The 23941-nt window shown below is 71.8% G+C and carries 23 protein-coding genes; 5 read left to right on the forward strand and 18 right to left on the reverse strand.

The genetic code is table 11. From position 1 onward, the window contains the following. Positions 1-46: 46 nt before the first annotated feature. The 8 genes from ABH928_RS17425 to ABH928_RS17460 form a co-directional block, all read right to left on the reverse strand. Positions 47-1297 (reverse strand): mandelate racemase/muconate lactonizing enzyme family protein, encoded by a 1251-nt coding sequence (locus ABH928_RS17425; protein ID WP_370067275.1) that lies wholly within the window; start codon positions 1295-1297, stop codon positions 47-49. Then, on the reverse strand, positions 1290-2174 hold the full coding sequence (locus ABH928_RS17430) for an alpha/beta fold hydrolase (protein ID WP_370067277.1): 885 nt from the start codon (positions 2172-2174) through the stop codon (positions 1290-1292). The genes ABH928_RS17425 and ABH928_RS17430 overlap by 8 nt, the downstream gene beginning before the upstream one ends. Positions 2175-2221: 47 nt before the next feature. Then, positions 2222-3895, reverse strand: a complete 1674-nt coding sequence (locus tag ABH928_RS17435) for a GH3 auxin-responsive promoter family protein (RefSeq protein ID WP_370067279.1) — start codon at positions 3893-3895, stop codon at positions 2222-2224. A 193-nt stretch (positions 3896-4088) separates the two neighbouring features. Beyond that, entirely contained in the window at positions 4089-4934 is an 846-nt protein-coding gene (locus ABH928_RS17440; protein ID WP_370067281.1) for a hypothetical protein, read from the reverse strand. Between the two features lie 340 nt (positions 4935-5274). Continuing rightward, positions 5275-6072: a carbon-nitrogen family hydrolase gene (locus tag ABH928_RS17445; RefSeq protein ID WP_370067576.1), complete on the reverse strand. Its 798-nt coding sequence runs from the start codon at positions 6070-6072 to the stop codon at positions 5275-5277. A gap of 70 nt (positions 6073-6142) precedes the next feature. After that, the gene (locus tag ABH928_RS17450; protein WP_370067283.1) at positions 6143-6793 is read right to left on the reverse strand and encodes a TetR family transcriptional regulator; all 651 of its coding nucleotides are present in this window, start codon (positions 6791-6793) and stop codon (positions 6143-6145) included. Positions 6794-7026: 233 nt separating this feature from the next. Then, positions 7027-7962 carry an NAD-dependent epimerase/dehydratase family protein gene (locus tag ABH928_RS17455; RefSeq protein WP_370067285.1) on the reverse strand — a complete coding sequence of 312 codons (936 nt, stop codon included), beginning with the start codon at positions 7960-7962 and terminating at the stop codon, positions 7027-7029. Next, positions 7959-8612: a ScbR family autoregulator-binding transcription factor gene (locus ABH928_RS17460; RefSeq protein ID WP_370067287.1), complete on the reverse strand. Its 654-nt coding sequence runs from the start codon at positions 8610-8612 to the stop codon at positions 7959-7961. The genes ABH928_RS17455 and ABH928_RS17460 overlap by 4 nt, the downstream gene beginning before the upstream one ends. A gap of 171 nt (positions 8613-8783) precedes the next feature. Here ABH928_RS17460 and ABH928_RS17465 point away from each other — a divergent pair, with 171 nt between their 5' ends. Beyond that, positions 8784-9722, forward strand: coding sequence for a ScbA/BarX family gamma-butyrolactone biosynthesis protein (locus ABH928_RS17465; protein WP_370067289.1), 939 nt, complete (start codon positions 8784-8786; stop codon positions 9720-9722). Positions 9723-9810: 88 nt separating this feature from the next. Here ABH928_RS17465 and ABH928_RS17470 read toward each other — a convergent pair whose 3' ends face one another. Together ABH928_RS17470 and ABH928_RS17475 are read right to left on the reverse strand one after the other, a co-directional pair. Beyond that, positions 9811-10329, reverse strand: coding sequence for a hypothetical protein (locus tag ABH928_RS17470; protein ID WP_370067291.1), 519 nt, complete (start codon positions 10327-10329; stop codon positions 9811-9813). 194 nt (positions 10330-10523) lie between these two features. Continuing rightward, a complete protein-coding gene (locus tag ABH928_RS17475) occupies positions 10524-11156 on the reverse strand; it encodes a phosphatase PAP2 family protein (RefSeq protein WP_370067293.1) in 633 nt (210 codons plus the stop codon). Positions 11157-11270: 114 nt separating this feature from the next. On the opposite strand from ABH928_RS17475, the gene ABH928_RS17480 reads away from it, so the two are divergent. Then, a complete protein-coding gene (locus ABH928_RS17480; protein WP_370067295.1) occupies positions 11271-11612 on the forward strand; it encodes a BlaI/MecI/CopY family transcriptional regulator in 342 nt (113 codons plus the stop codon). A gap of 1 nt (position 11613) precedes the next feature. Next, positions 11614-12714 carry a M48 family metalloprotease gene (locus ABH928_RS17485; protein WP_370067297.1) on the forward strand — a complete coding sequence of 367 codons (1101 nt, stop codon included), beginning with the start codon at positions 11614-11616 and terminating at the stop codon, positions 12712-12714. A 26-nt stretch (positions 12715-12740) separates the two neighbouring features. Here the strand turns inward: ABH928_RS17485 and ABH928_RS17490 are convergent, their stop codons facing one another. The 7 genes from ABH928_RS17490 to ABH928_RS17520 form a co-directional block, all read right to left on the reverse strand. Further along, entirely contained in the window at positions 12741-13379 is a 639-nt protein-coding gene (locus ABH928_RS17490; RefSeq protein ID WP_370067299.1) for a TetR/AcrR family transcriptional regulator, read from the reverse strand. A 38-nt stretch (positions 13380-13417) separates the two neighbouring features. After that, positions 13418-15493 (reverse strand): YhgE/Pip family protein, encoded by a 2076-nt coding sequence (locus tag ABH928_RS17495; RefSeq protein WP_370067578.1) that lies wholly within the window; start codon positions 15491-15493, stop codon positions 13418-13420. Positions 15494-15515: 22 nt separating this feature from the next. Continuing rightward, positions 15516-16208: an ATP-binding cassette domain-containing protein gene (locus ABH928_RS17500; protein WP_370067301.1), complete on the reverse strand. Its 693-nt coding sequence runs from the start codon at positions 16206-16208 to the stop codon at positions 15516-15518. A 268-nt stretch (positions 16209-16476) separates the two neighbouring features. Beyond that, positions 16477-17133, reverse strand: coding sequence for a response regulator (locus ABH928_RS17505; RefSeq protein WP_370067303.1), 657 nt, complete (start codon positions 17131-17133; stop codon positions 16477-16479). Then, positions 17130-18617 (reverse strand): sensor histidine kinase, encoded by a 1488-nt coding sequence (locus ABH928_RS17510; protein ID WP_370067305.1) that lies wholly within the window; start codon positions 18615-18617, stop codon positions 17130-17132. The genes ABH928_RS17505 and ABH928_RS17510 overlap by 4 nt, the downstream gene beginning before the upstream one ends. A gap of 110 nt (positions 18618-18727) precedes the next feature. Then, positions 18728-19582, reverse strand: a complete 855-nt coding sequence (locus ABH928_RS17515; RefSeq protein WP_370067307.1) for an ABC transporter permease — start codon at positions 19580-19582, stop codon at positions 18728-18730. Beyond that, on the reverse strand, positions 19579-20559 hold the full coding sequence (locus tag ABH928_RS17520; protein WP_370067309.1) for an ABC transporter ATP-binding protein: 981 nt from the start codon (positions 20557-20559) through the stop codon (positions 19579-19581). Before ABH928_RS17520 ends, ABH928_RS17515 begins: the two co-directional genes overlap by 4 nt. Positions 20560-20788: 229 nt before the next feature. Between ABH928_RS17520 and ABH928_RS17525 the strand changes: the two genes are divergently transcribed. Together ABH928_RS17525 and ABH928_RS17530 are read left to right on the forward strand one after the other, a co-directional pair. Further along, positions 20789-21412: a helix-turn-helix domain-containing protein gene (locus ABH928_RS17525; RefSeq protein ID WP_370067311.1), complete on the forward strand. Its 624-nt coding sequence runs from the start codon at positions 20789-20791 to the stop codon at positions 21410-21412. 8 nt (positions 21413-21420) lie between these two features. Beyond that, positions 21421-22620: an MFS transporter gene (locus tag ABH928_RS17530; protein WP_370067313.1), complete on the forward strand. Its 1200-nt coding sequence runs from the start codon at positions 21421-21423 to the stop codon at positions 22618-22620. A gap of 134 nt (positions 22621-22754) precedes the next feature. Here ABH928_RS17530 and ABH928_RS17535 read toward each other — a convergent pair whose 3' ends face one another. Then, on the reverse strand, positions 22755-23762 hold the full coding sequence (locus ABH928_RS17535; RefSeq protein WP_370067315.1) for a terpene cyclase: 1008 nt from the start codon (positions 23760-23762) through the stop codon (positions 22755-22757). Positions 23763-23941 lie beyond the last annotated feature (179 nt).

Here is a 23941-nt window from a genome sequence, read left to right on the forward strand (position 1 = left end):
CGATCAGGGCGGACCGATCAGGGCGGACCGATCAGGGCGGACGGGGTCAGCGGGCGGCCGGGGTCGCGTCCTGCCAGCCGGTCCGGCTGCCGGTGAACCGCAGGACGGCCCAGCGGTCGGCGTCCTTGTTGAGGGACATGGCGAGACCGGGGCCCGCGGCCGGGGCGATGGTGTTGGTGCGCCGGTCCACCGCCGGCGGGGGCGCGACGATCATGTCGGGGAAGAACCGGTCCGACTGCCCCGCTTCGACGGTCATGGCGTCGCGGTTGCCGAAGGCCAGCGCCCGGCCCGCGTTGATCAACGGGCCGACCTCGGCGACCTGGACCCCGATCTGGAAGCCGAGCCCGTGCGCGCGGGCGAAGTCGACGAGCCGGGCGGCGCGCAACAGGCCGCCGTTCTTGGCGATCCGCACATTGAGCGCGTCGCAGGCCTCGGCCGCCACCGCGTCGCGGGCGTCGTCCAGGGTGCAGACCGACTCGTCGAGCATGATGCCGAGGCCCGACTCCCGGCGCAGGGCGCGCAGGCTCGCCCAGTCCCGCTTCGGCAGCGGCTCCTCGATGAGGGTCGCACCGCACTCGCCCAGCCGACGGGCCCTGCTCGCCGCGTTCGCGGGCGTCCAGCTCATGTTGGCGTCGACCATGACGGGGACGCCGTCACCGACGTGGTCCCGGATGGCGCGTACGGTGCGGGCGTCGCGGTCGATGTCGTCGGACGCCTTGATCTTCACGAAGTGGAACGGCCCCCGGGACGCGAGGAACTCCTCGACACCGATGCTCAGATCGAGCACCTGCGAGACGGCCAGCCGCTCGCTGTCCTGACCACCCTTCTCCCGCTCGACGCCGATCAACTGCCGGGCGGTCAGACCCAGTCGGTGTCCCAGCAGGTCGAGGACGGCGGTTTCCAGCAGGCACACCAGGTTGTTGCCCCCGTCGATCCCGAAGGTCCCGGCGAACCCCTCCGCGCGCAGCTGTCGCAGCAGGTCGGCCGGGTGCGTCCGGGCGATCCGGGCCAGCAGCGCGCCCATCGGCACCTGCGACAGCGCCGCCACGACGCCGTCGCTCGTCTCCCCGGTGACGTAGGGCCGCGGAGCGCACTCCCCGACGCCGTACACCCCGTCGACGCCGATCCGCAGCACCAGGCTGTCGGACGTACGGCGCCGGGCGGCGGGGTGGTCGAACGGGGTCGCCATCGGCAGCCTGACCCAGTACAGCACCGCCTCGGACACCGCATCCGACGTCGTGTCAGGTATCAACTCGGGTATCGCCTCGGGCGTCGCCTCAGCCACCGCCTCAGGCATCGCGGACCAGCCCCTGCAGCAGGGTGTGGGCCGACATCCAGTCGACCAGCTGGTCGGCGACGCCGGTGTAGAAGAGGTAGTGCTTGTCCGTCGGCAGCTTGGTGATCGTGCCGCGTCCGGACACCAGCGCGTCGAAGGCCTGGTGTGCGCTGTCCAGGTCGATGATGGGGTCCGTCATGCCGGAGACGAAGGTGAACGGCACCTCCGGAAGCGTCCGGGACGGTCGGCGATAGCGGCGCTCCAGCTCCAGCAGCGTCGCCCGGGAGCGCCGGGTGAGCGTGCGGACGGCCAGGTCGTCGTGGTCGATGAAGTGGCGGTACTTGGGGTCGTCGGTGAAGTCGGAGGACTTCAGGTCGGCGTCCCAGGGCTGGGTGCCGCGTTCTGCGGCCAGCGCGCGCAGCCCGTCCTCGTCCAGGGTGGCGTGCAGCTTGCCCAGCCAGGCCGAGCAGAAGACGGCGGCGTCGTAGCGGGTGTCGAAATCCGGGTGCTGCAGCAGCGCGGCCAGGAAGGAGCCGCCCAGGCAGTGGCCGAACAGCGAGAGCGGAACGCCCTCGCCGATCTCCGCGCGCACCTGTGCCACCGCGCGTATGTAGTCCTGCAGTAGGGTCTCGGCGTCCGGGAGGTCCTGGCGGTCGCCCGGGCTGATCCCGCTGCCGCGCCGGTCCAGGACGTAGAAGGCCACGTCGTTGTCCGCGAAGCGCGGGCCCACCTCCCAGGCCCACCCGGCGTGGCTCTGCAGCCCGTGGAAGTAGAAGACGGCGCCCTTGGTGCGCCCGCTCTGCGGTCGCCACACGTGCAGGGCCAGGCTGCCGGCGTCCGAGGGGACGTCGGTGATCTCGCGGCGGGTGTTCTGCGGCGGCCTCTTGGTCTCGATCATGACGGGGTGTTTCCTTTCGGGAGGTGGGGTGAGGTTTCGAACAGTGCTCAGCGGCCGACGAGTTCGGCGACGAAGTCGATGTCCTTCTGGAAGGGCTTGTACTTGTACTGGGTGGCGTTGCCCTGCTGACGGCGCGCCTCGATGTGCGCCGAGATCGCGTCGCGCTCGACGGTGATCACCTCCAGACCGCCGAGCCGGCCGCTGTCGCGCTTGGAGGCGTACTCGATGTTGATCACCTTGAGCGCCTCGTCCACCGCCGTCGACAGCCGCCGGTCCAGCTCGGCGCAGGGCTGCGGAGCCTCGCTGACCACGATGTAGCGCGGCAGGTCGCCCCACTGGGGACCGCAGAGGTACAGCCCGGTGTCCAGGCCGCCGGCCGCCATGCCCTGCTGGATGGCGTCGGTCACCTGGGACTCGGTGATCTTCTCGCCGGTGAAGGAGTGGTAGACGCCGTCGCGGTGCACGAAGTGCAGCCAGGGGGTGCCGTCGACGATCCGGTCGATGCGGTAGACGTCACCGGTCCACAGCCGGTAGAGGCCGTTCCCCTGGGTCATGATGAGGTGGTAGTCGCGGCCGACCTCGACCTGGTCGATCAGCAGGGTGTCGACCGGTTCACCCCGCTCGATCAGGTCGCCGAGCGGTACCTCGGCGGGCACGAACTCGAAGAACGCCTGTCCCACGGCGAGCGGTTGGCTGTCCAGCGAGTCGTCGACCGGAATGGTGGTGACACCCTCCGTGCCGCAGCTCATGAACGGCATCTTGGCCACGCCGGGCAGCACCGCCTCCAGCTTGGCCTTGTACAGCTGGGCCGAGGACGACAGCCAGCAGCTGTACAGCGTCAGCGAGGGCCAGACGTCCTTGAGGCTGAACTCGCCCTGTGCGAGGACCGATTCGAGATGCCGCGCCGCCTGCTCGTCCGGCTCGGTGTACGGCACGCCCTCCAGCGTGCCCTCGCGCAGGTCGCGTACCAGCGCCGGGCCGTGCTCGGCGATCAGGTCCCGCATCGACACCAGCGTGCTCGGGTTGATCGCGGAGATGAAGTGCAGGTCCTTGCCGACGAGATGACGGGCCCGGTGGTACATCCGGGCGGCGTGCCCGGCGGGCGCGTCGGGGCCCAGCCACGGCGACTCGTACCACGGCGGGTTCCAGTCCAGGGTGTTGATCTGCGGGTGCCGGTTGCTGATCGCCTGGTGCTGCACCCCGTGCACGAAGTCGTACACGTCCTCGCGGGTGGTCTGGGTGTCCAGCGTCGCGTACGGGTGGGCGAGGAGCTCGGGGTGGTGCTCCAGGTAGGTGCCCCACATCGCCTTGATCGCCGGCACCCGGTACGTGAGCAGCCAGTGCAGGGTGTACGGCACCTGCTTGGGTACGCCGGTCGTGCCGCTGGTCTTGAGCCAGCGCAGCACCGGGCTGCACGAGAGCACGCCGCCCTTGGTCCGGGTCTCCCGGTCGATCTCGGCGGCGAAGTCGTTGTACCGCATCACCGGCAGCACCGCGCGGAAGGAGTCGAGGTCGGCGGCCACCGTGTCGTAGCCCCGCTCCTTCCAGTGCAGGGAGCCGGCGCAGAGCTGGACGATGTCCGCGAGGACCCTGCGCTGCGTGGTCTGCGGGTCCTTCAGTTCGAGCAGCAAATCCTCGCGGGCCTGGCGGCACTCGTCGAGGAAGGCCGCTCGGCGGGCGTGCCAGGTGTCCTGCCAACGGCGTGCGTCGTGTGCGTCCATGGACGTGACTCCTCATCATGAAAAATGCTGTTAAAACGCCTTTCCGAGGGCAGGGCTGTCCCCGGAAACGGGGTCGGGGGGGGGGGGGGGGGGGGGGGGCGCCCCCCCCCCCCCCGGGGGGGGGGGGGGGGGGGGGCCGCCCCCCCCCCCCCCCCCCCCGACGGGGAGGTCTGTCGTGTTGTCCTGCCGTCCGCTACCCCGCGACGGCGGCCTCGCGGTCCCGGGCCAGCGCGGTGAGCTCCTCCAGGTCGTACAGCGCGCTCTGCCGGGTGCCGTAGCGGGTGAGCTTGCCGCGCCGGGCCCACATGCGGATCGTCCCCTCCTGCACGCCGAGCGCGAGCGCCGCCAGCTCCGTGGACACCCGCCGGGTCCGGCCCGTGCCCGACTGCCCCTGGACGAGCCACTGCAGCGGGGTGAGCACATGTCCCGCCGCGCACATGGGACCGCGCAGCACCACTGCCTCGCCGCCCCGGCTCGGCATGGAGACGGGCGCCGTGCACCCGGGCTCGGAGCACTGGCCGAGCCGGACGAGACCGGTCTGCTGCGGGGCGCTCAGCGCGCGCAGCGCCGCCACGGTCGCGGCGATCTCGTCGACGGCGGACCCGGCGGCGGCATGGGCCGCGAGCCGGTCGGCGTGCTGGGCCAGGAAAGCCGCCATGTCGGCGACGGCGCGGCGCGGCGCCCTGGCGGACGGCACCTCGTCGAGCAGCGCCTGGGTCCAGGACGACAGCCGTGCGACGGCGTCGTGCCGCGCCTCCAGGGCGCCCGAGCTCACCGGCATGCGCTGTTCCCGGCTGCCGGTGATCCGCTGGGCGACCGAATCGGTCGACCCCGTGTGCAGGAACTCCTCACTCTCGGCGTGGAGTTCGGGCAGCGCCGCGAGGTCCCGCAGCAGTGCGGCACGGCAGGAGCCGCACAGCCGGGATCCGGGAGCCGCGCGGCGGCGGTGCGAGGCGGGGCCGGCTTGGCCGGTGCCTTCGATCCGGCTGCAGCGGGTCGAGGTGCAGTACTGCTCGTCGTGCTGGACTGACTCCGCCACGATCACAACTCCTTGCCGTGCGAGAGGACATACGAGTAGACGGCCGACCCGCGCGCCGATCGCGCGCTCGGGGCGGAAGAGGGAAAACGAAGCGGGAAAACAAAAAGCCGCGCACGGGGCGCGGCTGGAGATGAGCACCTGGAAGAAGACATACGGGCTCGCCGAGAAGCTTTACACACCCTGTCGGCGGACACAAGGGGGTTGCTCGGAAGAACTTGCCGGATCCCGGACAGTGCCTCAACGACGAAGGCCCCCCGCGCCGTTGACCGGCGTCGGGGGACCTCGGCCCGGTCGGACAGGACCTTGGACCTGGCGTGGGCAGCACGTCGCCCGCTGCCCGTCACACCGGCTGTGGCAGGCCGAGGAGCCGGTCGCGCAGGGCCGGGAACTCCGCCCGGATCGCGGCCACGGACCGCGGGTCGATGTCGGCGACGAGCACCTCCTCGCCCGCCCCCGCCTCGGCGACCACCTCGCCCCACGGATCGACCACCACACTGAACCCCGCCTGTTCGACCCCGGCGTGCGTACCCGCCGTGTTGCACGCCAGCACGTAGGCCTGCGACTCGACCGCGCGGGCGCGGGCCAGCAGCGACCAGTGGGTCCGGCGCCGCGCCGGCCACCCGGCCGGTACGACGAGCAACTCGGCTCCGGCGTCCACCAGTTGCCGGAACTGCTCGGGGAACCGCAGGTCGTAGCAGGTGGCCAGACCGGCCGTCAGCTCCAGACCGGGCAGGCGCGTGGCGACGACCTGCTCGCCGCGCGACATCAACGCCGCCTCGCCCTGGTCGAAGCCGAAGCGGTGGATCTTGCGGTAGGTGCCGTGCCGCCCGCCGTCCGGCGAGAAGAGCAACGAGGTGTTGTACAGCGAGCCGTCGGCGGCGCGCTCCACGATCGAACCGCCGTGCAGCCAGACCCCGGCGTCGCGCGCGGCCTCGCTCATCGCGCTGGCGGTCGGCCCGTCCAGCGGCTCGGCCAGGTCGGCGAAGGCGTCGAAGCGGAAGGCGCCGACGTGCCAGAGCTCGGGCAGCACGACCAGGTCCGAGCCGCCCTGGCGCCGCACCAGTTCCGCGACGCGCTCACGCCGGTCCGGCACGGCCTCCTGCTCCGTCACCTCGATCTGCAGCAGGGAGACCCGCATGGGTACACCGTTCATGGTTCGGAGTCGTCCTCTCGTCGGTGTTCGTCGGCGTTCGTCGGTCATCGGTACGTCATCGGGTGCGGCCGAGCTTCGCCTCGGCACGGAGCGGACCGAGGTCCAGGCCCCGGTCGAGCAGCTCCCAGACGCCCTCCAGCTCGTCCGCCACGCCACTGCCCGCCCTGCCATCGCCTGCCACGCCACCGTCAGCCGCGCCATCGCCCGCCGCGCGGGCCCGGATCGACGCCTCGGCCCCGGCCATCAGATACCGCACGAGGGTCCTCAGACCCTCCACGGCTGCGGCCGGTCGGTCGAGGCGGGCCCGGCCGAGCAGCTCGCGCAGGTCCTCGCACCACAGCGAGTTCCAGCTCGGCAGCTCCGGCGCCAGGTCGCGCGCCAGCCGGGCGCAGGCCCGGGCGCGGACATCCTGCTCCAGCAGGTGCACCAGCGCCAGCGTCAGGTCGACCACGGCCAGCAGGCCCGGACGTGGCGCGGCCACCACCCGGTCCAGCACCGCACGGGTGGCAGCGGCGCCTTGGGCACACACCTCCGCCGCCAGGGCGTTCTTCGACGGGAAGTGAAAGGACAGCGCTCCCATCGTCACCTCGGCGGCCTTGCTGACCTGGGACAGTGACGTGCCACTGAAGCCGTGCCGGTCGAACTCGACGGCGGCGGCGACCACCAGGGTCTGACGGGTCCGTTCGGCTCTCTCCTGTCGCCCCAATGTTCACTCCCGGTATGAAGTTTGCGATCCCGCAGCGGGCGCCCGAGCGGCTCCGCCGGGACGCCTCGAATGCACCGTCCGCCTGCGGCGCGTTGGGTGCGACGCGTGGCATCAGGTGCAGGGGAATCTAACCGGGATCCGTCGGCAGGGTTCCGACCTGCCACAACGTCCCGACGAATTTGGCACTTAAGGCGTCAGAACGCGTGCATCTTGGCATGTCCACTGCTGGTCTGTCACTCCGCGCCCGTCCGTCCGGTCAGCTGGGCGCGGTACCAGGGAGCCGCCTCGTCGAGCCCGGACAGCGGGCCCGCCCCGGGCGGCACGCCGACGGTGTCCCAGGTCCCGTCGTCGGCGTACCAGTGGTCCTCGGCGAAGAGCCGGAACTGACGCTCACTCACCCAGCCATTGGTGGACCTGAGTTGTATCAGGCAGCGGTCGAGCGGCCACGGCTCGCCGGTCGCGGGCAGCAGCTCGTGCCGGGCGAGCGCGTCGAGGAGTTCGCCGATCGAGACGGGTGCGGGGTGGCTCGCGTGCCGTATGCCCAGGCCCGCACCGTGACCGGCCACGCCCGCGACCAGCCGGGCCAGGTCGCGCACGCCGACCGCCGACAGCAGGGCCCGCCCCGAGTCCCAGCGGGCCGGGATCCGACGCTGCAACTCCTCGAGCGCCGGCAGGACCCAGCGGTCGCCCTCGCCGAGGATCAGCCCCGGCCGGAGCACGGTGCCGCCCGCGGCCAGCACCGCCCGTTCCCCTGCCAGCCGGGTGCGGCTGGCGGCCGACACGGGCCGCGTCCCGGTCCCGAGCACTGCCGTCCCGCTGTGCGGGCCGGCGCCGTGGACGGCCGCGGTCGAGAGGAGCACCACGTGCCCGGTCCCGGCCCGCTGCGCCTCCGCGACGGCGGCGTTCGTCCCGCGCTCGTTGACGGCCCGGCACATCTCCTCGTCGGGGCCGATGTACGAGGCCAGTTGGAGCAGCACGTCGCTGCCCTCGCAGACCCCGTGCAGCGAGCCCGGATCCCGTAGGTCCGCGTACACGTACTCGACGCCGCCCGGATGCGGCTCGTCCGGGGGGCGTCGACCGGCCACCCTCACCTCGACGCCCCGGCGCAGCAGTTCGCCGACGACGGTGCCACCGACGAAGCCGGTGGCACCGAGTACGGTCGCCCTCACCGTGCCGTGGCGTCGCTGCGGGAGACCGTGCCGGGCGCGTCCGGCACGATCCGGAACGAACCGCGCGCCTGGTCCGAGGCGGCGGCCGGCAGCAGGTACCGCCACAACGTGCAGATCAGCTCGGGCAGATCGGACCGTCCGGTGGTGATCTGCGAGAACAGCTGGGTGCCGGAGAAGGCGCCGACCAGCACGACGGCCAACTCGTCCTCGTCGACCGCCTGGTTGAGCTCGCCACGGCCGCGGGCCGCCGTCAGCTGCTCGCGGAAGACGTCGACCCACTGCTGGTAGGGCTGGTCGTCACGCATGCCGAACTCGCCCTGCTCGACGGCGAGTCGGACGCCGCCGCGGAGCACGGGGTTGGTCTGCAGCTGACGCGCCAGGTGGAGCGTGATGTCGATGAGCCGCTGCAGGCCGTCCTCTCCGTCCGGCAGTTGGAGGCCCTCGCCCTGCCCGATCATCACGGCGTGGGCGAGCTCCTCCTTGGAGCCGAAGTGGAAGTACATCGCGCCCTGGGTGACCCCGGCGCGTTTCATGATCTTGCTGATGGACGCACCGCTGAAGCCGAACTCGTCGAACACTTCTGCGGCGGCTCGCAGGATGACCGCGCGGGTGCGTACCGCCCGTTCCTGCGGCTCACGGCGGGTCCTCACCTTGGGTGGCACCTGAATACCTCTCGACAAAAAAAACGATCGTCCTTTATCTTATCGGTTGTGGCGCCGAACACGGAAGCCGCAGGGCGGCTCTGCCCGTATTACGCCCTTATGCACTCTTATGCTCCAACACCCAAACAGGCTGCTGTTGACGCCGTAGGAGACATCTCGATGACGGTTCTCGCTGCGCACCACCCGGTCTTCACCTCGACCGTCCCCCGCCAGTACGTGCACAAGGCCGCACAGAGCGAGGTGCTGCTGACCGGGTGTGAGGTACACGGCGACGACAACTTCACGGTGGCGGCCCAATGGCCGCGCACCCACAGCTTCTACGACTCCGCGGACGGCCGGCACGACCCGCTGCTCCTCGTCGAGACGGTCCGTCAGGCGATCCCGCTGCTCAGCCATCTCGGCTACGACGCCCCCTTCGGACACCGCCAGATCTGGGACCACCTGACCTGGACGGCCAGCCCGGCGGCTCTCGTCTGCGAGCCGACGCCGGCCGAGATCGTCGCCCGGATCACCTGCTCCGAGGTGGTCCGCAGAGGCAGCCGGCTGGCCGCCCTGACCATGGACGTCGACATGACCCGCGACGGTGTCCACCTCGGCACCGCGAACACGCACTTCACCAACCAGTCGCCCGCGATCTACCAGCGGCTGCGCGGCGAGTACGCCGACATCGAGCACGCCGTCCGCGGCGCCCTCACGCCCGCCTCGCCGATCGCGCCGCCCGTCGCGGGCCGCGACCGCCGCCGCGACGTGGTCCTCGCGCCGACGGACACCCCGAACCGCTACCAGCTCCGCGTCGACCTCGCCCACCCGGCACTGTTCGACCACCGCACCGACCACGCCCCGGGCATGCTGCTCCTGGAGGCCGCCCGCCAGGCCGCGTACGCCGTGGCCTACCCCGAGATCCCGGTGATCACGGGCATGCACAGCACCTTCCAGCGGTACGTCGAGCTCGACGCCCCCTGCTGGGTCGAGGTCGAGATCCTGCCCGCCCAGCTGCCGACCCACGTCTCCTCGCGCGTGTCGATCACCCAGCACGGCCAGGAGGCCTTCACCGCGACGGTCACCGCCCTGCGCGGACGCGCCTCCGGCGGCGCGTAGTCAGCCCCGGGGCGCAGAGAACGACGGCCCAGGTCAGTTGTGCTGACCTGGGCCGTCGTTGAGCTGGAGCGGACTTCGTCCGGCTTGGTTAGAAGAAGCCGTTGTCGCCGTTGTCCCCGTTGAAGTCGTTGCCGTTGTCGAAACCGCCGTCGAAACCGCCGCCGTTGAAGTTGTTGCCACCCTCGAAGCCGCCGCCGTCGAAGTCGCGGCGTTCCTCGAACTCGCGGCCCTCGTCGAACGCCTCGCGGCGGTCGCGGTTCTCCTCGTGGTTCTCGAGCATCTCGCCGATGAGCGCGCCGCCGACCAGGCCGGCCACGCCGGCGCCGATCACCGCGCCCGTGCTGTGGCCCTGGCGCGGCGGCTGCTGCGGGTAGCCGCCCTGCGGGTATCCGGCCTGGGGGTAACCCTGCTGCTGCGGGTACCCGTTCTGCGGGTAGCCGGCCTGCGGGTAGCCCTGCTGCTGCGGCGTGTAGAAGGGCGGCGGGGTGGTCTCGATGCGCTGGGCGCAGCCCTGGCAGGTCTGTACCGGCCGCGGGACGCCCCACTGCGGCTGCCACACCACGTTGACCGCGCCGTAGCCGTGCTGGGGGTCGAAGAAGCAGGTCACCGAATCACTCCCAAAACTGAACGTGCCGGAGGCAGGATCGCAACCGACAGTGGGGGATACGTCCGACGATCCGTCATTGGTTCCCGCCCGCACGCCTTCCTTGCGGGTCCGTCACGCGTCAGTCGCGCGCCGGCTCGGCCCGGTGCGCGCGGTCCGGTGGCACGGTCTGGTGCGCACCGGCCCGGTGCGCACGGTCAGCGGGCGTGCGCTCCGGAGGGGCGACGCGTGAGCAGCGGGGCCAGGGCGCCGGTCCGGAGCCGGGCGACGACCGGCTGGGCGTAGCGGCCCAGCAGCCAGCTGGTCAGGTAGGCGATCGGCATCGCCAGGATCGCCGCGCCGATCACGTCGTGCGGGTAGTGGTCGCCCAGGTAGACGCGGGTGAAGCCCTCGAAGAGCGCGAAGGCCGCCGCGATCTTGGCCAGCTGCCGGTCGAGCAGCCAGAGCGCCGCGACCGCCGAGGTGGCGGCCGTGGTGTGGCCGCTGGGGAAGGCGTAGTCGGTGCGGACCGGGCAGGCGTCGACGATGAACGCGTGCGGCATCGAGTAGCAGGGGCGCACCTCGGCGACCATCTTCTTGATCACCTCGGCGACCGCGAAGGCCACCGCGACCGAGACCGGTGCGGCCAGTGCCAGCGTCAGCCTCGCGGTCTCCTCGCGCCGGGCGCGCAGGAAGCCGATCAGCATCAGCACGGCGAAGACCAGCAGGCCCGCGTTGGTCCACAGGTCGATCGGCTCGTTGAGCCACCGGGTGTCCTTGGCGATGCCCGTGATCGACGAGAAGAGGCCGCCGTCGATCCCACTGCCGTCGAAGGCCAACAGGTTGTTCATGTGAAGGATGTCTCTCGCTCGCTCGGCGACCATGGCAGACTCTTGGCTGCGGAAGTTCTACAGGACCGTAGCAGGTGAATGGAAGTTGGCCGAAGTATGAACGAGCGGCGGCAGATGGGCGCGCTCGAGGCGGAGGTGCTGGAGTTGCTCCAGTCCTCGTCCGAGGCGATGACGCCCGGCCATGTCCTCACGCGGCTCGGCGACACGCTCGCCTACAGCACGGTCGTCACCGTGCTGACCCGGATGCACGACAAGGGCCTGCTCGGCCGGGTCAAGCAGGGGCGTGCCTTCGCCTACCGTCCCGTCGCCGACCGCCACGGCCTCACCGCCCGCCGGATGCGTCAGGCGCTGGACGCCGACCCGGACCGCCACGCGGTCCTCGCCCAGTTCATCGGCGACCTGTCGACCGGCGACGAGGAGATCCTGCGACACCTTCTCGGCGAACGGCAGCTGTGACATGCCCCAGGTACACGATCTCCCGCACCAGCTGCTGCACGGCGTGACGCACGTCTTGTTCGCGCTTCCCGGCGTCGCCGGGCTGGACTCGCTCCACCTCTTCTTCTACCTGCCACTGGTGCTGCCCGCGCTGGCCGGGCTGCCGGCCCGGCCGTTCGCCGAGCGGCTGGAGCCGCGGGCGGCGACCTGGCTGCTGACCGGCGTGGCCGTGGCCCTGGCGGGCGCGAGCACGGTGGCGCTCGGGGTGCTGGTGGTGGCCGGGCTGATCCGGGTGCCGCTGGCCGCGGTGCTCGGGCACTGGTCGCTGACGGCGGTCCGGCAGGGCGATCCGGTCTCGCTGCTGGAGGCGGCGGCTGCCGCTGTGCTGCTCACCGCCGCCACGGTCGCGGCCGTGCGGCTGGTCCGGAGACGGGTCAGGGCGCTGGTCGCGGCCGGGTTCGAGGCGGCCTGCCTGCCGCGCGCGGGGGAGTACGTCGTAGTCGACGACCCCGCCCCCGAGGCCTACGCGCTACCGGGGCGGCCCGGGCGGGTGGTGGTCTCCTCCGGCATGCTCGCCGCGCTCGACGAGGGCGAGCGGGAGGTGCTGATCGCCCACGAGCGGGCCCATCTGCGCGCCCACCACTACGCCTTCGTCGCGGTGACGCATCTCGCCGCCGCCGCCAATCCGCTGCTCCGGCCGCTGAACGGGGCCGTCGCCTACACTGTCGAACGCTGGGCCGACGAGCACGCCGCCCGTGTCTGCGGCGACCGCCGCCGGGCCGCCCGCGCGGTCGGCAAGGCGGCGCTGGCCGCCAAGCACGCGCCGCTGCGCAACCCGGCCACGGCGCTGGGAATCGGCGGTCTGCTGCACCGTGGCCTGCATCGCCGTCCCCGTAACGGTCTGCGTCCCGGCAACGGCCTTCGGCAGGGTGGCGAACTGCGCAGCGCCGGGCCGGTCCCGCGTCGCGTCGCCGCGTTGCTGGCACCGCCGGTCCCGACCGTGATGCCCTGGGGCGTGCCGTGGCTGCCGCTGCTCGCGCTCTGCGCGCTGCTGGCGTCGAGCGGCGTCTGCGCCGTCGCCGCCGCGCACGACATCCACCTGCTGCTGGACCCCAACGGCTGAGGCCAGGGCGTTACGGGGCCAGGGCGTTACGGGGTCAGTCGGCCCCGGACCATCGTCGACAGGACGGCGTGGACGTCGTCCAGGGTCCGTTCCGGCTGGAAGGTGAGCCAGTCCAGCGCCACGACCAGGACCATGCCGAAGACCGCCGGGGCGGCCAGGCCGGTGTCCAGGTCCTCGCGCAGCTCGCCCGAGGCGACGGCGGCGTCGAGGGAGGCGCGGACCACCGCGACGGCGTCCTCGCGCAGCAGCGTCAGCGTCTGCTGCCAGGTGCGGTTGGTCCGCCACAGTTCCGACAGCAGCAGCTGGGCGAACGCCCGGTACTGCTCGATGAAGCCGAGGCCGGCGCGGATCATCGCGTCGAGCTGCTCGACCGGCGCGTCCGGGTGCGCGGCGGACGCCTCGCGCAGCGTCGCGGTGAGCAGGCCGACGCCGTGCCGGAGCAGCTCCTCGAACAGATCGTTCTTGTTCTTGAAGTTGTAGTAGACCGTGCCCTTGGCGACCCCGGCACGCTCGGCGATCTCGTCCACCGTGGTCGACGAGAAGCCCTGCTCCGCGATCAGCTGCTGGGCCGCGACGAAGAGCTTCTGCCGGGTCTGCTCGCGGCGCGTGCCTGCTCCAGGGCCTGCTCCAGGGCCTGCTCCAGTGCCGGTGCCGGTGCGTGTCATGAGGTCATCCTCCCGCACCTCCCGCTGTGTGCGGCCGGTCACAGGACGAGCTCCGGGTGGAGCGCGGTGACCGTCCAGACCTGCTTGCGCCGTGCCGCCAGGACGGTGCAGGCCAGCGAGACCGCCAGGAATCCGGCCAGCACCCCCGCGCCCTGCCACACCACGGTCAGGTCGCCGCCGCTGATCAGCCGCCGCAGGCCCGCGACCACCCAGGTCATCGGCAGGTACGGGTGGATCGCGCCGAAGAAGCCGGGGCTGGTCTGCACGGGGTAGGTGCCACCCGCCGAGGTCAGCTGGAGCATCAGCAGCGCCAGCGCGATCACCCGTCCTCGGGTCCCGAAGACGGCGTTGACGCACTGCAGGATCGCCGCGAAGGTCGCCGTCGTCAGCAGCAGGAAGCCGATCGCCCCGGCCGTGCGGACCAGTTCCAAGCCCAAGGCGAAGTGCAGCACCGCGAGCAGGGCCGCGACCTGTGTCGCTCCGATCGCCACGGCGGGCAGCCAACCGGCCAGCGCCGCCCGCCAGGAGGGGATGTTGGCGGCCAACAGCCGTGCGTTGAGCGGGCGCAGCAGCATGTAGGCGACCATCATGCCCACCCACAGCGCCAGCGGGATGAAGTACGAGGAGAGGCCGGTGCCGTAGTTCGCCGCCGGGTTGAGCCGGTCCAGGGCGAGCTGGACCGGGTCGCTCATCACGCTGGTGCGGTCCGTGCGGGCCTGGGCGGAGAGGTCGGGGATCTTCGCCGCGCCGCTCTGGAGCGCGCCGGAGAGCTGGTCCGAGCCGCCCGCCAGCTTGTAGAGGCCGCCGTCGAGCTGGTCCGCGCCGCCGACCAGGGTGTTGAGGCCGGAGTTCAGGCTCTCCGCACCGCCCGCCAACTGCGCGCTGCCGGTGGAGAGCTGGGCGACTCCGGAGTTCAACTGGTCGATCCTCGCCACCTGGGCGTCGATCTGGTCGGCCAGATGCGGTGCGTCCTTGGCGAGTTGGTCGGCGTAGCCGCGTACGGTCCCGGCGTCGGAGGCGATCTGGGCCAGCCGGCCCTTGTCACCGCTGACGGCGCTGTCGACCTGCTGGGCGACCTGCACGGTCTGCGCGGACGCCTGGACCGCGAGTTGGAGCGCGTTGCAGGTGGCTGCCGTCGTCGGTGCGGGCAGTGCTGTTCCGGTGGCCGCCTGGGCCGGGCACTGCTGGGCGTAGACCTGCTGCAGCTCCGTGTGCGCGGTCTGCGCGTCGGTGACCGCCTTGGCGGTGTCCGCGGGCAGTTGGGTGGCGATCTGCTGCACGGTCGCGGCGGCCAGGGAGACGGCCTGCGCGGCCTGCTGGATCTCGGTCGCGTGGCTGCGCAGCGTCGGCGTCAGCCTGTCGGTGACGCCGTGCACCACGGAGTCCAACTCGGCCGTCCCGGCGGCGGCCTGGGCAGCGCCGGTGTGCAGCCGGTTCAGCCCGTCGGCCAGCTCCCCGCTCCCGCTGTGCGCCTGCCGCAGCCCGTCGCCGAGCTGCTGCGCCCCGCTCTGCGCGGTGCGCGCGCCGTCGGCGAGCTGACCGGCCCCGGTCGCGGCCTGGACGGTCTGGTCGTGCAGGTCGCCGAAGGAGATGTAGATCTGGTCGAGGTAGCCGCGCACGGCGCTGGACGAGGAGGCAGCGCGGATCTCGGAGAAGGCGGTCTTGGCGATGATGCCGCTGAGGTAGCTGTTGGAGTCGTTGCTGCGCGCCTCCAGGAGGCCGTCCACCGGCGTGCCCTGGGTGCTGCCGCTGGACGCGATCCGGGCGGTGAAGTCCGCCGGGATGGTCAGCGTCATGTAGTAGTCGCCCTTGCGCAGGCCCTCGTCGGCGCGGGCGGCGCTGACGTCGTGCCAGTCGAAGGTGTCCCGGTCGAGCAGCTGGGTGGTGAGGTCGTGGCCCGCGTTCATGGGCTTGCCGTTGACGTCGGCGCCCTTGTCCAGGTCGACGACGGCGACGGGCAGCTTGTCGAAGTTGCCGTACGGGTCCCAGAACGACCAGATGTAGAGCGCGCCGTAGAGCAGCGGCAGCAGCGCGACCGCGACGATCGCGGCCCGGGGCAGCGAGCCGCGGCGGAAGCGCCGCAGCTCCAGCCCACCCAGGGAGAGGGCGCGCAGCGGACGGCGGCGGGTGATGCGGTCACGCATGGGTCTGCTCCGGTTCCGGCTGTGCGGTCTCGGCGTTGTTGCTTGGACGCGTCGCTACCGTGAGGTCCGCCTCGGGCGGGGCTTCGCGGGTTGCGGCGAGGACGGTCAGCCCGGCGTCGGCGAGCGTGCGGAGCGTCTGCCAGGCGGCGGCGGTGTCGGCGGTGCTGAGCCGGTCGCCGAGGTCGTCGACGACGAGCACGCGCGGAGCGCCGAGCAGCGCGGCGGCGATCCCGACCCGGAAGCCCTGCAGCGCGGTCAACGCGTCGGCGCGGAGCGGGAGTTCGGCCTCGCCCAGCCCGGCGCCGTCGAGCGCGGCGGCGAGGCGACGCTGCGCCCGGCGACCGTGGCGGCGCAGCAGCAGACGCTCGGTCAGGTGCTCCTCGACGGTGAGGCCACCGTCGAGATCGGTGACCCCGGGCACGGGCCCGAGCGCGACGACCTTCCGCACGCCGCCTGCCCGGCGGGGGAGCGCCTCGCCGTCGACGGCGGCGGACCCGGAGGACGGGTGCATTCGCCCCGCGAGCGTCAGCAGCAGGCTGGTCCGACCGGAGCCGGTCTCGCCAGCGAAGGCGACCAACTGGCCAGGTGCGGCACGGAAACTGACGTCCTGATAGACGGGCCCGCGCGGCCCGTCCAGCGTGAGCGCCTCCGCGACGACCGAGGCTCCGGTGTACGTCTCCGGCATCGTCGTCCCCCGTCCTATCTTTGAACTGACCAGTCAGTACAAAAACGTAGCACGACTTCGGCAGACGAGGTAGTTGCACTGCCTGGGGGCGCGGGGCTCTGCTCATGTGCGGCTCCGCCGCGTGGGCGCGACAATCCCCCTGCCTTCGGCGGGGGGACCCCCATCCCACGCAGGTGGAGCACCGAACGTTCAGGGCCATCCGCACAGGGTGGCGTCTCGCGCCCCGCGGCGGAGCCGCATATCGGCAGAGCCCCGCGCCCCTGAGCGCTTACGCGGGTCTGGCCAGCCCTGCGTCGTAGGCGATGATCACGGCCTGGACGCGGTCGCGGGCGCCGATCTTGCCCAGGACGCGGCTGACGTGGGTCTTGACGGTCGACTCCGACAGGACGAGATGCGCGGCGATCTCACCGTTCGTCAGGCCCGCTGCGATGTCCGCCAGGACCTCCCGTTCCCGCTGCGAGAGCGGCGAGAGGCGCGGGTCGTCGCCGGGTGTGCGCGGAGCGCCGTGCGCGGTGAAGGTGTCGAGGAGACGGCGGGTCATCGCCGGGGCGACGACCGCGTCGCCCGCCGCGACGGCGCGGATGCCCGCGAGCAGCTCGTCCGGGCGGGCGTCCTTGAGCATGAAGCCGGAGGCGCCCGCCCGCAGCGCGCCGTAGGCGTACTCGTCCAGGTCGAAGGTGGTGAGGACCAGGACGCGCGAGCGGTCCCCGGCGGCGACGATCCGGCGGGTGGCCTCGATGCCGTCCATGCCGGGCATGCGGATGTCCATCAGCACCACGTCGGGCCGGAGTTCGGCGGTCCGGCGGACGGCCTCCGCGCCGTGGGCCGCCTCGCCGACGGCGGTGGTCTCGGGGCTGCTCTCCAGCAGCATCCGGAAGCCCATCCGCTGCAGCGGCTGGTCGTCGACGATCAGGACGGTGGTCACGGGCGCTCCTGCGGGTTGTCCTCGTCGTCGAGCCTAGTGGGGAGCACGGCACGCACCGTCCACCCCCCACCCGGTCGCGGTCCTGCGGTCGCGCTGCCGCCCACGAGCGCCGCGCGCTCGCGGATGCCGATCAGGCCCTGCCCGTGCCCCGGCAACTGCGACAACTGCGCAGCGGCCTGCGGGATTGCCGGAGTCGTCGCGCCCACCGCCGGGCCGGCGCCGGTTCGCGGAAGGTCGCTGGACTCCCGCGCCGACTCAAGCCTGGCCGATTCAAGCCTGGCCGACTCCAACCGCGCGGACTGGGGCCTGGCCGACTCCGACCGCGCCGACTCCAGCCACACGGTCTCCGCCCGGGGCGCCGGTCCGCCGGACGACTCCGGGCCGCTGTCGTCGACGCGGACCCGGACCTCGCCCGCGCGGCCGTCGACCGCGACCGCGACGTGGATGTCCGTCGCCGGGCCGGCGTGCTTGAGGCTGTTGGTGAGCGCCTCCTGGACGATCCGGTGGACCGCCAGTTGGACGCCCGCCGTCAGCGACGCGGTGTCGCCGGAGGTGGTGTAGCCGACCGTCGGCCCGGCCGCGCGGATCCGCTCGCACAGGGCGGCGATCTGGGCGGTGCCGGGCTGCGGGTGCAGCACCTCGCCGCCGCCCGCCTCCCCGTCGCCGTCGGGCAGGTCGGCGCGGAGCGCGCCGAGGGTGCGGCGCAGTTCGCCGAGCGACTCCCGGCCCGTCTCGGCGATGATCCGCAGCACCTCGGGGCCGCGCTCCGGACGCAGTTCGGCCTGGGCCGCGCCGCCGTCGGCGAGGCCGATGATGACGGCCAGGCTGTGGCCGACGATGTCGTGCATCTCGCGCGAGACCCGGGCCCGTTCGGTGGCCGTGGCGAGCTTTTCGCGCTGCCCGCGTTCGATCTCCAGGGTGGCCGCACGGTCGGCCAGCGCGGCCAGTTGGGCCTGCCGGATCCGTCCGGCCAGCCCGAGCGCGGACGCGGCGGTCACCGCGCAGGCGACGAAGAAGAGGCTCACCCACGGCTGCCGTGTCAGGGGTTCCACCCGGAACGCCAGTACCGCCGCGACGGGCAGCACCGCCGCCGCGACCACCGGCAGCCGCCTCGGGGGCGCGTACCGGGCGACGCCGTAGAGGGCGATCATCAGGCTGAGGTCACTGCGCAGCGCGACGCCGAGGCTCCACTGCACCGCGCAGACCAGCAGCACCACGGCGAAGACCCGCAGCGACGCCCGCCTGCGCCACACCAGCGGCACCGCCTGCGCGGCGGCTGTCACCGGGATCACCCACACCGGGACCGAACGCATCCCGAAGAGGTCGTCGTGCTCCCCACGGAAGAGCCCGGCCACGCCGATCAGCAGCACGAAAGCGGCGATCAACGAGTCCAGCAGCTGCGGGCGCGCACGGTCGAAGGCCCGCACGCGCAGCCACGCGCGGGCGAGCGGATGGTCCCAGAGGGGATCGGTCGTGCCACTCACTGTTGAACCCAGCATGATGTCCTCAGAGTGCACCATGGGGGACGCGAACGGAGGGGCAGCCTCCGCTCCACGTCCCCCATGGTCGGTGCAGCAGGTCTTTGCAGCGGGTCCTAGCTGTCCGTGCGCTTCAGGCGGTACGCGGCGCCGAGGATGGCGACCGCGACCCAGACCAGCAGCACCCAGGTGGCGTTGCCCGGGGAGAGCGTGCCCGAGGCCTGGTGCAGCGAGATCATCGACCCGCCCGCGCCGCCCTCGAGGCCAGGCAGGTACGGCGACACGTTCGGCTTCCAGCTGCTGGGCAGGATGTCCAGGAAGATCGGCAGCAGCATGAAGGTGCCGACCAGCAGGGAGATGCCGCCGGCGACCGAGCGGACCAGCATGCCGAGCGCCGCGCCGAAGACCGCGACCAGCGCCAGGTAGAAGCCCGCCTCGAAGAGGCAGCGCAGCACGCCGGCGGAGGAGAGCGTCAGCGCGATCGGCTTGCCGGAGAGGAAGCCCTCGCCGCCCAGGAAGGACGCGAACGCACCGGCGGTGGAGACGACGAGCACGACCACGAAGTACAGGCCGAGCTTGGACCAGAGCACCGGAAGGCGCTTGGGCACGGCGGTCAGCGTGGAGCGGATCATGCCGGTGGTGTACTCACCGGCCGTGGCCAGCACGCCGAGCACGCCGACGGCCAGCTGCGCCAGCTCGACGCTGCGCAGGGCCAGGGCGATCGCGTCCTTGGCGTCCGCCGCCGGGCCGTGCATGTCGGCCGGGTTGTAGCGGTAGGCGGACATGATGCCGATGCCGACGAGCAGCAGCAGCGAGACGCCCAGGGTGATCCAGGTGGACCGGAGCGAGAGGAACTTGGCCCACTCGGCGCGCAGCACGCGGCCGAAGGTGACCTTGTAGCGCGGCGTGGCGTCGGTGCCGCCGAGGCCGGCGGAAGCGACGTCACCGGTCGCCGTCAGCGTCGTGCTCATGCGGCCACGACCTCCTTCTGCTCCTTGTCGCCCGCGCTGCCGGTGGCACCCGCGCCCGTGGCGCCCGTGCTGCCGTTGCTGCGGTACTCGACGGTGTCGCCGGTCAGCGCCATGAACGCCTCCTCCAGCGAGACGACCTGCGGCGTCAGCTCGTAGACGGCGATGCCGGCGTCGGCGGCCTTCTGGCCGATCTCACGCGCCGTCAGGCCGTTGACCTGGAGCTCCTCCGAGCCGGCCGCACCGGTCACGGTGACGTCCGGGCCGAGAAGCAGCTCGCGCAGACGGGTGGCGTCCGAGGAGACGACCTTGACGCTGTCGCCGCCCGCGCTCTCGATGAAGTCCGCCACGGTGGTGTCGGCGAGCAGCTTGCCCCGGCCGACGATGATCAGGTCGGTCGCGGTCAGCGCCATCTCGCTCATCAGGTGCGAGGAGACGAAGACGGTGCGGCCCTCGGCGGCGAGGTTGGTGAGCAGCGTGCGGATCCACAGCACGCCCTCCGGGTCGAGACCGTTGACCGGCTCGTCCAGCATGATCGTCTGCGGGTCGCCGAGCAGCGCGGCGGCGATGCCCAGACGCTGGCCCATGCCGAGCGAGAACGCACCGGCACGCTTCTTGGCCACCTTGCCGAGACCGGCCAGCTCGATCACCTCGTCCACCCGGCGGCGCGGGATGCCGTGGGTGAGGGCGAGCGAGTTCAGGTGGTTGTAGGCGGAGCGGCCCGGGTGGATCGACTTGGCCTCCAGCAGCGCGCCGACCTCCTGGAGCGGGGCGGCGTGCTGGTGGTAGCGCTTGCCGTTGACCAGGACGCTGCCGCTGGTCGGCGCGTCCAGGCCGAGGATCATGCGCATGGTGGTGGACTTCCCGGCGCCGTTGGGGCCGAGGAAGCCGGTGACCACACCGGGCTTGACCGTGAAGTTCAGGCCGTCGACGGCGGTCTTGTCGCCGTAGCGCTTGACCAGGTGCTGGATTTCGATCACGGGAGCGGTTCCCTCCGAGGTCCGTCCGGGCCGCGTCGGCATGTCCGGCAGCCCTGCGCAGAACGCTAGAAGCGCCCCCGCCCGTCGCCCCGGCACGCCGGGACCGATCCCCGGTGCCCGGCGGTACCGCGGTACCGGTCGGGGCTCGACCGTGAGGCGTAGCGAAGTTCGAAAGGAATCTTTCGAAGGAAGCCTTTCGAAAGGGTTCTTTCGATGCTACGTTCCTTCCATGGAACCGACCGAACCGGTGGACGGCGCAGAAGCGGCCGCCGATCTCACGCCGCGCAGGATCACCGACCCGCGCGCCCTGCGCGCGCTCGCCCACCCGCTGCGGATGGCACTGGTCGAGGCGCTCGTGCTGCACGGCACCCTGACGGCGACCGAGGCTGCCGAGATCGTCGGCGGCACGCCGTCGAACATCTCGTACCACCTGCGGTCGCTCGCCAAGTACGGCTTCGTCGAGGAGGCCGAGGGCGGCGTCGGCCGCGAACGGCCCTGGAAGCCGGGCGCGGTGAGCCTCCGGCTCGACTACGACGAGCCGGATCCGGCGGTCACGCGGGCCGCAAGAACGCTGCTGGACGTCACGACCGAGCGCTGGCAGGAGCGCAAGCGCCGGTACCAGCGGGACCGGGACACCTACCCGAGGGCGGTCCAGAAGGTCTCCGGTGAAAGCCAGTTCCTGCTGTTCTGCACGCCGGAGGAGATGGCGCAGCTCCAGGAGGAGCTCATGGAAAGGCTGTTGGCGATCCAGGGGCCGCGCTTCCACGACCCGTCGCTGCGCCCCGAAGGCGCCGTCCCGTTCGAATTCATCGTTTCCACCACCCCCTACTCACTGGACCAGCAGGAAGGTTGAGAGACGCCATGGGCGAGCTCTTCGCAACATCACGGATGCGACTGTTCTTCCTCGGCAACACCCTCAGCACCATCGGCGACTACGCGCTCTGGCTGGCCGCCGCGATCTGGGTCAAGGAGCTGACCGGCTCCACCGCCACGGCGGGTATCACCTTCCTCTGCCTCACCTGCGGCACGCTCCTCTCGCCGCTCACCGGCATACTCGTCGACCGGGTCCGCAGACGTCCGCTGCTGATCCTCACCAACGCGCTGACCGGCCTGCTCGTGCTCTCGCTGGCGCTGGTCCACCGGGCCGACCAGGTCTGGCTGGTCTTCGTGGTGATGTTCCTCTACGGGATCTCCAGTTCGATCACCAGCGCGGCCACCACGGCGCTGCTGCCGCAGCTGGTCCCGTCCGAGCAACTGGGCAACGCCAACGGCCTGACCCAGGCACTGACGCAGGGCCAGCGTCTGATCACCCCGGCGCTCGGCGTCGGCCTGCTCTCCCTGGCGGGCGGCGGCGCGGTCGCCGCGCTGGACGCGGCCACCTTCGCGGCCTCGGTCCTGTGCTGGTCGTTCATCCGCGTCGAGGAGGAGCGTCCGCAGCCGAGCGAGGGCCACTGGCTGCGCGAGACGACGGAGGGCTTCCGCTATCTGATGCGGACTCCGGTATTGCGGCAGCTGACGCTGGTGATGACGGTGGCGCTCTTCGTCGTCGGTTTCTTCGAGACGCTGGGTATCGCGATCGCGACGACCGGCCTGCACCACGCGCCGTCCTGGATGGGCGTGTTGTCCACCGCGATGGGCATCTCCGGCCTGGCCGGCGGCATCCTGGCCGGACCACTGATGCAGCGCACCAGCCCCGGACTGCTCGCGGCACTCGGGCTGGCGCTGGTCTCGGGGGGCGCGTTGCTGCTGATGGTGCGGCTCGACTGGGTCGTCGTCACCGGCGGGCTGCTGCTGGGCGCGGGCGTCCCGCTGATCATCGTGGGCGCGATGTCGGCGATGCAGCTCAACACCCCCGAGGAGCTGCTGGGCCGCGTCTCCGGTGCGGACAACTTCCTGGTCACCGGCGGCCAGTCGGTCGGCATAGCCGCCGGCGCGGCGCTGATCACGACGGTGCCGTACCAGGCCCTGTGCGCGACGATCGCGGTCGTCCTCTGCGCCTGCGCGATCTACCTGACGACCCGCCGCGAACAGCGGGCCGTGCCGGTTCCTGCTGAAGCTTGAGCCAAGGGGCAGTTGCACTACCTAAGGGGCGCGAGGAACTGCGCGAGCAACCACCCTGTGGGGGAAGTCCTGGAACGATCAGGGCCATCCGCACAGGGTGGTTGCTCGCGCCCCTGAGTGTTGCAACGTTCCTCTCAGAGAAGCTCCTCCAGATAGTTCGGCTGGTCCAACGGCAGCGCCCCTTCGGGGCGGTAGCGGATGGTGCTCGCCTCCCAGGTGAAGTAGCCGCGCATCCAGTCGGCGAGACCCTCGCGGTACCGCAGAGTCGCCTCCGTCTCCGACGGGGTGAGCCCCAGCGAGACGCACAGCCCCGGGACGAGCTCGTTGAGGCGGTAGAACTCGTCGACCATCCGCATGGCGTCACCGTGCACCAGGGCGAAGGCTTCGTCCAGGCCGCACTGGCGCTCGTGCTGGAGGATCACCGCGAGGTTGTAGACGTCGCCGCGCGGGGCCTCCTTCGGGTAGGAGTACACGTCGTTGTTCACCGCCGGTGCGTCCCCGGCGAGTTGACGCATCAGCGTCACCTGTGGGTTGTGGAAGATGGTGGCGGGGATCTCCCCGAGGATCCGCTCGACCATGTCGAGGACCGTGTCCACGCCCGACGCGCCGCGCCGGAGCACCATGTAGGCCGCGCGGCTCGGGTAGTCGTCCGTGTGGAGCGTGCGACGGCCGAGCGCCTCGTTCGGGTGCGCGCTGAAGTAGCCCTCCCAGTGGTGCGCCGCACGGGCGCGCCAACGCGGCGACATGCCCTGGCTCTCGCGGCGCCACAGGTCGGCGAAGGCCGACTCCACCGGCGAGGGCTTCTCGGGCGACCGCCCGGTGTGCAGGGTGGTGATCAACGGGGCGCAGACTCTGGCGACTTCGGCCGGAAGCATGCCGAGGTCGGCGTCGAACTGGTCGTCGAAGAGGAAGTAGAAGGCGCACTGGTCCACCGCCAGGCACAGGTCCGCGAGCCCGGCGTCCGGGAAGCTGACCGCGGCCAACTGCGGTATGTTCCAACGGTCGTAGTGCCGCTCTGCCTCGGCGTCGCGGAGCATGCCGTGCGCCCGCAGCCAGTCGAGGTTGTGTGCGGCGGCTGCGTCGCGCAGCGGGTTGACCCGCACCTGCCCGGGGATCGTGATCTCGCCCGCGCTCGTGTTCATCGGCTCGTCCTCCTCGTCCCTCGTCCTGTCCGGCCTGCTTCAGCCCGCGACCGGTCCGGCGGTCCCCCCGTACGAACCAGGACCGACGTTAGCTCAACCGATCAATCTTGTTGAGCAATCGGTCGGCCATATGCTCAATTATCGACCAGAGTTGGCGGAAGTGGTCTGTCCTGAACACA

The organism is Streptacidiphilus sp. MAP5-3, from assembly GCF_041262505.1.
Taxonomy (GTDB): domain Bacteria; phylum Actinomycetota; class Actinomycetes; order Streptomycetales; family Streptomycetaceae; genus Streptacidiphilus.

Excerpts from the sequence above, each read along its gene's own strand:
- ABH928_RS17425 (WP_370067275.1), bottom strand. The coding sequence starts at position 1,297 with ATGCCTGAGGCGGTGGCTGAGGCGACGCCCGAGGCGATACCCGAGTTG.
- ABH928_RS17430 (WP_370067277.1), bottom strand. The coding sequence starts at position 2,174 with ATGATCGAGACCAAGAGGCCGCCGCAGAACACCCGCCGCGAGATCACC.
- ABH928_RS17435 (WP_370067279.1), bottom strand. The coding sequence starts at position 3,895 with ATGGACGCACACGACGCACGCCGTTGGCAGGACACCTGGCACGCCCGC.
- ABH928_RS17445 (WP_370067576.1), bottom strand. The coding sequence starts at position 6,072 with ATGCGGGTCTCCCTGCTGCAGATCGAGGTGACGGAGCAGGAGGCCGTG.
- ABH928_RS17465 (WP_370067289.1), top strand. The coding sequence starts at position 8,784 with ATGACGGTTCTCGCTGCGCACCACCCGGTCTTCACCTCGACCGTCCCC.
- ABH928_RS17475 (WP_370067293.1), bottom strand. The coding sequence starts at position 11,156 with ATGAACAACCTGTTGGCCTTCGACGGCAGTGGGATCGACGGCGGCCTC.
- ABH928_RS17480 (WP_370067295.1), top strand. The coding sequence starts at position 11,271 with ATGGGCGCGCTCGAGGCGGAGGTGCTGGAGTTGCTCCAGTCCTCGTCC.
- ABH928_RS17485 (WP_370067297.1), top strand. The coding sequence starts at position 11,614 with ATGCCCCAGGTACACGATCTCCCGCACCAGCTGCTGCACGGCGTGACG.
- ABH928_RS17490 (WP_370067299.1), bottom strand. The coding sequence starts at position 13,379 with ATGACACGCACCGGCACCGGCACTGGAGCAGGCCCTGGAGCAGGCCCT.
- ABH928_RS17500 (WP_370067301.1), bottom strand. The coding sequence starts at position 16,208 with ATGCCGGAGACGTACACCGGAGCCTCGGTCGTCGCGGAGGCGCTCACG.
- ABH928_RS17515 (WP_370067307.1), bottom strand. The coding sequence starts at position 19,582 with ATGAGCACGACGCTGACGGCGACCGGTGACGTCGCTTCCGCCGGCCTC.
- ABH928_RS17525 (WP_370067311.1), top strand. The coding sequence starts at position 20,789 with ATGGAACCGACCGAACCGGTGGACGGCGCAGAAGCGGCCGCCGATCTC.
- ABH928_RS17530 (WP_370067313.1), top strand. The coding sequence starts at position 21,421 with ATGGGCGAGCTCTTCGCAACATCACGGATGCGACTGTTCTTCCTCGGC.
- ABH928_RS17535 (WP_370067315.1), bottom strand. The coding sequence starts at position 23,762 with ATGAACACGAGCGCGGGCGAGATCACGATCCCCGGGCAGGTGCGGGTC.